Below are 7,196 nucleotides of genomic sequence, written 5' to 3' on the forward strand. Positions count from 1 at the left end.
TAGCTTGCAAGAGATAGAAATATTGTTTTATCTATTATATCTATTATGTTAGTATTATTGGAAAGTTTAGTTTTATTGGAAGGGAGATTTATATTTAAAAAAAGAGCGGTGTAAATATGGGTAAGAAAAAAGAGATTATTGTGCAAAAATACGGCGGTTCTTCGGTGGCTACTGTTGAAAAGATCAAAAGAGTCGCTAGGAATATTGTAGCCTATAAGAAGAGAGGGTTTAGCGTGGTATCTGTAGTCTCTGCTTTAGGTGATACAACAGATGAGCTGATAAGCCTTGCAGCTAAAATTACAAAACACCCTCAAGAGAGGGAGTTTGATATGTTGATCTCAACCGGAGAGCAGGTTTCATCGGCTCTTCTTACTATGGCCATACATGATATGGGCTTTAAGGCTATATCTTTTACTGGTTTCCAGGTTGGAATTATAACCGATGGTGTGTTTACCAAAGCAAGGATTGTAAAGATAAATGCTGATAGAATAAAAAGCGAGCTTAAGAAAGACAAAATCGTAGTTGTTGCGGGATTCCAAGGCGTTAATCTTAATATGGATATCACAACTCTTGGCAGAGGAGGAAGCGATTTGACTGCAGTTGCTCTTACTAAGAGTCTTAATGCCGACGTATGCGAGATATATACTGACGTTAAGGGTGTCTACACAGCAGATCCTAGAATAGTTAAAGAGGCTAAAAAAATATCTAAGATATGCTATGATGAGATGCTTGAAATGGCATCGCTTGGTGCTCAAGTTATGCAGGCTCGCTCTATTGAATTTGCTAAAAAAAATAACGTTAAGATACATGTTCGTTCCAGCTCTTCTAGGGGAGAAGGAACAATGATCATGGGGGAGGTAAAAGGTATGGAAGATATCTATGTTTCAGGTGTAGCGATAGATAAAAAAGAAGCAAAAGTTACTATATGTGATGTTCCAGATAAGCCTGGAATTGCTGCTTTAATATTTTCGAGGATATCTGGTGAAAATATAAACGTTGATATGATTGTACAGAATATAAGCCGCAAAGGGTATACCGACCTCTCTTTTACTGTGCCTAAGACTGACTTGACCAAGACAGTGGATATTGCTAAGCTCGTTGCTTCTGAGATCAAATCAACAGGGGTGACAGTAGATAATAAAATTGCAAAAATATCAGTTATTGGGGTGGGTATGAGATCCCATGCCGGCATAGCCGCAGAGATGTTTCAGGCTCTTGCAGATAATAAGATAAATATAGAGATGATATCTACTTCGGAGATAAAGATTTCATGTGTTATAAACGTAAAGCATGCTGATGAGGCAGTAAGAATATTACATAGAGTGTTTAAATTGCATAATATAAAGAGGTGATTTAAAGATGAAGAAAAGAGTTGTTAAGATATACGATACTACTTTACGGGATGGTGCGCAGACACCAGGAGTCTCTTTTGCTGTAAAGGACAAATTGTCTATAACTGAAAAGTTAGACGATTTAGGTGTTCATTTTATTGAGGGAGGTTGGCCCGGCTCTAACCCTAAGGATATAGATTATTTTAAAAAGGCTAAAAAGTTAAAAATTAAGAACTCCCAGTTAGTTGCTTTTGGTTCTACAAGAAGAGCTAAAATAAAAGCTAGCGTTGATAATAATTTGAAGGCACTTTTAAAGTCAGAAGTTAAAAATATAGCCATCTTTGGTAAGAGCTGGGACTTGCATGTAAGCAAGGTCTTTAAAGTATCTTTAAATGAAAATTTGGATATGATTTTTGATTCTGTGTCTTTCTTAAAGAAGAAGGGTTGTTTTGTTTTTTTTGATGCTGAGCATTTCTTTGACGGCTATAGAGCTAATAGAGATTATGCTTTAGAGAGTTTAAGAGTAGCAAGATCAGCAGGAGCTGACTGCTTGGTTCTCTGTGACACTAATGGTGGTATGATTCCAAGCTGGGTTAGAGATATAGTGATAGATGTAAGGAGTGAGCTAGACATTGATTTAGGTATTCATGTACATAATGACTCTGGCATGGCAGTAGCAAACTCTATAGTGGCAGTTGAGGAGGGTGTTACCAATGTTCAGGGGACTATAAACGGTTATGGTGAGAGATGCGGCAATGCAGATATCTGTTCTTTAATTCCAAACATAAAACTGAAATTAAAATTAAATTGTATTCCAGATTCTAAAATTAAACACCTTACAGAGATATCTCGTTTTGTATCTGATATCTCGAATATGAAGCAATTTGAAAATCAACCCTATGTTGGCTCTAGTGCATTTGCTCACAAAGGCGGGGTCCATATCAATGCTGTCATGAAAGAGTCTAGTACTTATGAACATGTAGATCCGGAGTTAGTTGGCAACAGAAGAGAGCTTTTGGTCTCAGAATTATCAGGTAAATCTTCGCTGGTTTTAAAAGCTCAAGAGTATGGATATGAGCTTCAAAAAGATAAGAATGTTACCGGAAAGCTGCATAAGCTCCTTCAGGGCTTGGAGCATGAAGGTTATCATTTTGAAGCTGCTGAAGGCTCCTTTGAGCTGCTTTTGAATAAACATCTTAAGAAATTCAAAAAGTTCTTTACTTTAGAGGGGTTCCGAGTCGTAGTTGAACAAGAGAATAAAGATGAGATTGTTTCAGAGGCGACTATCAAGCTTAAGGTTAATAGTAAAAAAGAATATACGGTTGCAAAAGGTGATGGCCCGGTAAATGCATTGGATTCGGCCTTAAGGAAAGCTTTAAATCGGTTCTACCCTGTATTGGCTGAGATGAGGCTCTCAGATTTTAAGGTAAGAGTTTTGGATGAAAAAGACGGTTCTGCTGCTAAAGTCCGGGTTTTAATACAGTCTCAAGATAGAGAGAGCAGCTGGAATACAATAGGAGTATCTGAGAATATTGTTGAAGCTAGCTGGAAGGCTCTATTGGATAGTGTTGAGTATAAGCTAATGAAAGAACGTAAGAGGGGTAGGATATAAATTGATGGAGCCTCGCTATGACTCTAAAGAGATAGAGCAGAAATGGTATGAGTTTTGGGAAAGCAGTGGCTTCTTTAAGGCTTCAGTTGATAGAAATAAAAAACCCTACTCGATTGTAATTCCTCCTCCCAATGTTACTGGTATCTTACATATGGGGCATGCGCTCAATAGCACCATTCAGGATATATTAATAAGATATAAAAGAATGCAGGGATATGCTTCTCTTTGGATCCCGGGTACTGATCATGCCGGAATAGCCACTCAGAATGTTGTTGAGAAACAACTGGCAAAAGAAGATTTAAGCAGGGATGATTTAGGGAGAGAGGGTTTTGTGGATCGTGTTTGGAAATGGCGCCAAAAATATGGTTCTACCATAGTAAAGCAGCTTAGGCGTTTGGGAGCATCTTGCGATTGGAGTAGAGAGCGCTTTACGATGGATGAAGGCCTATCAGATGCTGTACTGGAAGCGTTTATAAGGCTTTATGATAAAGGTCTAGTCTATCGCGGTCGCTATATTATTAATTGGTGTCCGCGTTGCAAGACTGCACTTTCCGATGAAGAGGTGGAACATCAAGAGCGGGAAGGATTTCTCTATTATTTAAAGTATCCTGTGTTGGATGAAGAGGGCAAGTTTGTAACAGTTGCTACAACCCGTCCTGAAACAATGCTTGGTGATGTTGCTATAGCGGTTCATCCAAGCGATGAAAGGTTTGAATTCTTAAAGAGCAAGAGAGTTGTTCTGCCCATTTTAAATAGAGAGCTTGAGCTTGTTTGGGATGATATTGTAGATCCTGAGTTCGGTACCGGGGCAGTAAAAATTACCCCTGCTCATGATGAAAATGATTTTGAGATCGCAATGAGGCATGGACTTAAGCCCATTGTTGTTATGGATGAAGGCGGTGTAATGAATGAAAATGCAGTCAAATACAAGGGGATGGATAGATTTGCTGCTCGGGAGAAAATAATAGAAGATTTAGAAAAACAGGATCTAGTTGAAAAGATAGAGCCTTATATAAATTCAATAGGCCACTGTTATCGTTGTGACACTGTGGTAGAGCCCTATATATCTTGGCAGTGGTTTGTTAAAATGAAGCCTTTGGCAAAAGAAGCCATCAAGGTTGTAAAAAATAAAGAGGTTAAATTCTTTCCTCCTCGTTGGGAGAAGGTCTATCTTCATTGGATGGAGAGCATTCGTGACTGGTGTATATCCCGTCAGATATGGTGGGGACATAGAATCCCTGTATATTATTGCAGAGATTGCTATAAGCAGACCGAGGTTTTAAGCAGCTTAGGCTCTGAGGATAGCGAAAATATTAAAGGTATAATTGTTTCTCGGGATAAACCTAAGAGTTGCCCTGAATGTAGCGGTAGCGATATTTATCAAGATCAAGATGTTTTAGATACATGGTTTTCTTCTTGGCTCTGGCCATTTTCTACTATGGGCTGGCCAAATATTGCTGAAGGGGAACAGCAGGCTGGTAAAAGTCGAGATTTAAGTGATTTGGATTATTTCTATCCTACCTCGACTTTAGTTACAGCACAAGAGATACTGTTTTTTTGGGTTGCACGTATGGTTATGGCGGGACTTGAATTTGTAGGTCAGGCTCCATTTTCCGATGTCTATATTCACGGTACTGTTAGAGATGAAAAGGGTAGGAAGATGTCCAAGTCTTTAGGTAATGTAATTGATCCTTTAGAGATTATAGATGAATATGGGGCTGACGCTTTGAGGTTCAGCCTAATTTCGATTACTTCAGTTGGACAGGATGTATTTTTATCTAAAGACAAATTTATTTTCGGTCGCAATTTTACCAATAAAATCTGGAATGCGGCAAGGTTTTTAATATCAAATCTAGATGATTTAGATGAAGGTTTTAAAATAGAAGATTACTCTCTTTTTGATAAATGGATTCTTAACAGCCTCAATGATTTAATATCAAAAATAGATAAGGCTTTAGAAGAGTATAGTTTTAATGAAGCGGCAAATTTGTTGTATGAGTTTTTTTGGCATCAGTTTTGCGATTGGTATATTGAGTTAGAGAAGAAAGATCTTTATGCTAAAAACAGAGATGCTAAAAACAGAGCTTCTGTTGTACTAATTTTTGTGTTGGATAATTTCTTACGTCTCTTGCATCCTTTTATGCCTTTTATCAGCGAAGATATTTGGCAGAAATTAAAGTCGTATTTAACCAAGTCGTATAAGGCGATGGGGTTAGAGTTTCAGAATGCAGATAGTTTAATGCTTATGCCTTGGTCTAAAGAGGTTGAGCAATTTAAAGATAAGGAAAGCAAAGATGCAATGGAAGATATAATCGCAGTCATTCAATGCATCCGTAATATTCGTTCGGAGCTGAATGTTCCTCCGTCTAAAAAGACAACTCTTGTACTTGCAGGAGGAAGAGAGAGATTGCTGGCCGATTTTAAAAAGCACAGTGATTACCTTACGCCTCTTGCGCAGGTATCTAATTTAGAGATTTTTAATCAAGATATCGATCGCCCAGCTCATTCTGCATTTGGCACAGCAGGCGGATTAAATATATACGTACTGCTGGAGGGCGTAATTGATTTGGAAAAAGAAAAGAAGAGGTTAGAGAAGAGAGAGGAAGGGTTAGAAATAGAATTAAATCAAGTCCAGAAAAAACTTGAAAATAAAGATTTTTTAAATAGGGCCAATCCGGAAGTTGTTTTAAAAACGAAACAGAAAGAAGAGTCTTTAAAGGACCACCTTAAAGATCTTGTTGTAATAATGAACAATTTATGAAGATTACTCCTGATGTTAAAACTCTGATTGCGCAGGCGCTTCAAGAAGACAGCGTAAAGCACGACTTTACTACTTTTGGTTTAGGTGTTAAAGATTTAAAAATAAAAGCTGCTCTTTTAACTCAGCAAGATGGAATACTTTGCGGGTTTGATGTATTTAAAGAGGTATTTAAAGCTTGCGGTGAGGTAAAGTGGTCGAGTGAGTTTAAAGACGGTATGTGTTTTAAGAAAGGATATAAAATTACACATTTAGAAGCTAGGGCAGGAACTATTTTAGCCGCTGAGCGTGCTGCACTTAACTTTTTATCACACTTATCTGGCGTCGCAACATTTACTAATACATTTGTTAAGCTTGTTAAACAAAGAAAGATAAAGATTTATGATACCAGAAAGACCACTCCTGGCTTAAGAGGATTAGAGAAATATGCAGTTAAAATAGGCGGAGGTTATAACCATCGTTTTGATTTATCCGGTTCTATGATGATTAAAGATAATCATATTAATATTTTTCAAAAAGAATATCTTAAAGATGATTATATTATTCAGATGGTGAAGAGATTGAAGAAAAAATATCCTCACAGAGCATTAGTGCTTGAAGTCCATACTTTAGGGGAGTGGAGACAGGCAATGCAGGTAAATCCTGATGTTGTAATGTTAGATAATTGGAAGCCTGATGATATTGAGACAGCTTTAAAGATGCTTAAGAAGAGGCTGTTTGAGGTTGAAATTTCAGGCAATATAGATTTTGATAAACTAAAGAAAGTATTAAGCTTAGGAATAGATAGAATCTCTCTTGGCCGTATTACTCATTCTGCGCCCATTGTAGATTTTTCCTTAGAAGTCAATTAAAGTATTTTATTTTCGCAATATCAATTGTTCTATTTCTTTGCTTAGTTTTTGGGCGATTAGTTGATGTCCTAATTTTGAAGGATGAACCTGGTCTAAGAAGTAATTGTGTATTTTATCTTCTCCAGCTTGATAGACATCATAAAGTTTAATATATGGTTTAATTGGGTTATTTCTTTCATAACGGTTTAGATTATCATTTATATACCAACAGTATTCAATAAAAATTACACGGCTGTTATTCTTTAAACACATTTCTTTTATTTCCTGTAGATTTTTTAAAAAGTCTGATCGAGATACTCTTATTTTAGTATAATTTCTTTCTGCAGGGTTGTTAAAACTTTTATCCACTATTTTTCTAAAGTAATTTAAATTGATATTTCTCACTAAACGATAAAATTTTAGATTATTATAGAGAAAATTATGAATTTTGGTTATCTTTAAATTTTTATTATTTCTGGTATAAAATTCTTTATCACTATAAAAAGGGGCAAAGCATCTGTCGTTAGCTCCAAACCAGACAATAACGCAATCGGGTTTAAGTTGTGCTATATATTTTTTTAGGAAAAGCAATCCTTGAAGAGAAGAATATCCTGGATAGCCGAAATTAAATATTTTAAATTCTTTTTTAATATCGGAACTGTTTA

5 protein-coding genes are annotated in these 7,196 nt (G+C 36.5%); 4 read left to right on the top strand and 1 reads right to left on the bottom strand.

Translation table 11 applies throughout. The annotated features are described in order from the left end of the window. Positions 1 to 116 precede the first annotated feature (116 nt). From P9X27_03925 to nadC, 4 genes are read left to right on the top strand one after another with little or no spacing between them, the layout of a single operon-like run. Positions 117 to 1,352, top strand: a complete 1,236-nt coding sequence (locus tag P9X27_03925; GenBank protein MDP8253531.1) for an aspartate kinase — start codon at positions 117 to 119, stop codon at positions 1,350 to 1,352. 7 nt (positions 1,353 to 1,359) lie between these two features. Continuing rightward, positions 1,360 to 2,943 carry a citramalate synthase gene (cimA, locus tag P9X27_03930; GenBank protein ID MDP8253532.1) on the top strand — a complete coding sequence of 528 codons (1,584 nt, stop codon included), beginning with the start codon at positions 1,360 to 1,362 and terminating at the stop codon, positions 2,941 to 2,943. Positions 2,944 to 2,947: 4 nt separating this feature from the next. Next, the gene (locus P9X27_03935) at positions 2,948 to 5,704 is read left to right on the top strand and encodes a valine--tRNA ligase (protein MDP8253533.1); all 2,757 of its coding nucleotides are present in this window, start codon (positions 2,948 to 2,950) and stop codon (positions 5,702 to 5,704) included. Continuing rightward, positions 5,701 to 6,552, top strand: a complete 852-nt coding sequence (gene nadC, locus P9X27_03940; protein MDP8253534.1) for a carboxylating nicotinate-nucleotide diphosphorylase — start codon at positions 5,701 to 5,703, stop codon at positions 6,550 to 6,552. The genes P9X27_03935 and nadC overlap by 4 nt, the downstream gene beginning before the upstream one ends. A gap of 6 nt (positions 6,553 to 6,558) precedes the next feature. Here the strand turns inward: nadC and P9X27_03945 are convergent. Further along, positions 6,559 to 7,196: SGNH/GDSL hydrolase family protein (locus P9X27_03945; protein ID MDP8253535.1), on the bottom strand; the 638-nt coding region annotated here is incomplete at its 5' end.

Origin of the sequence: Candidatus Kaelpia aquatica, from assembly GCA_030765335.1 — a bacterium.
GTDB classification, from domain to species: Bacteria; Omnitrophota; Gorgyraeia; order Kaelpiales; family Kaelpiaceae; genus Kaelpia; species Kaelpia aquatica.

Bases quoted from the DNA above. Each gene is read 5' to 3' on its own strand.
- P9X27_03935 (MDP8253533.1), top strand. From the start codon at position 2,948: ATGGAGCCTCGCTATGACTCTAAAGAGATAGAGCAGAAATGGTATGAG.
- cimA (MDP8253532.1), top strand. From the start codon at position 1,360: ATGAAGAAAAGAGTTGTTAAGATATACGATACTACTTTACGGGATGGT.
- nadC (MDP8253534.1), top strand. From the start codon at position 5,701: ATGAAGATTACTCCTGATGTTAAAACTCTGATTGCGCAGGCGCTTCAA.
- P9X27_03925 (MDP8253531.1), top strand. From the start codon at position 117: ATGGGTAAGAAAAAAGAGATTATTGTGCAAAAATACGGCGGTTCTTCG.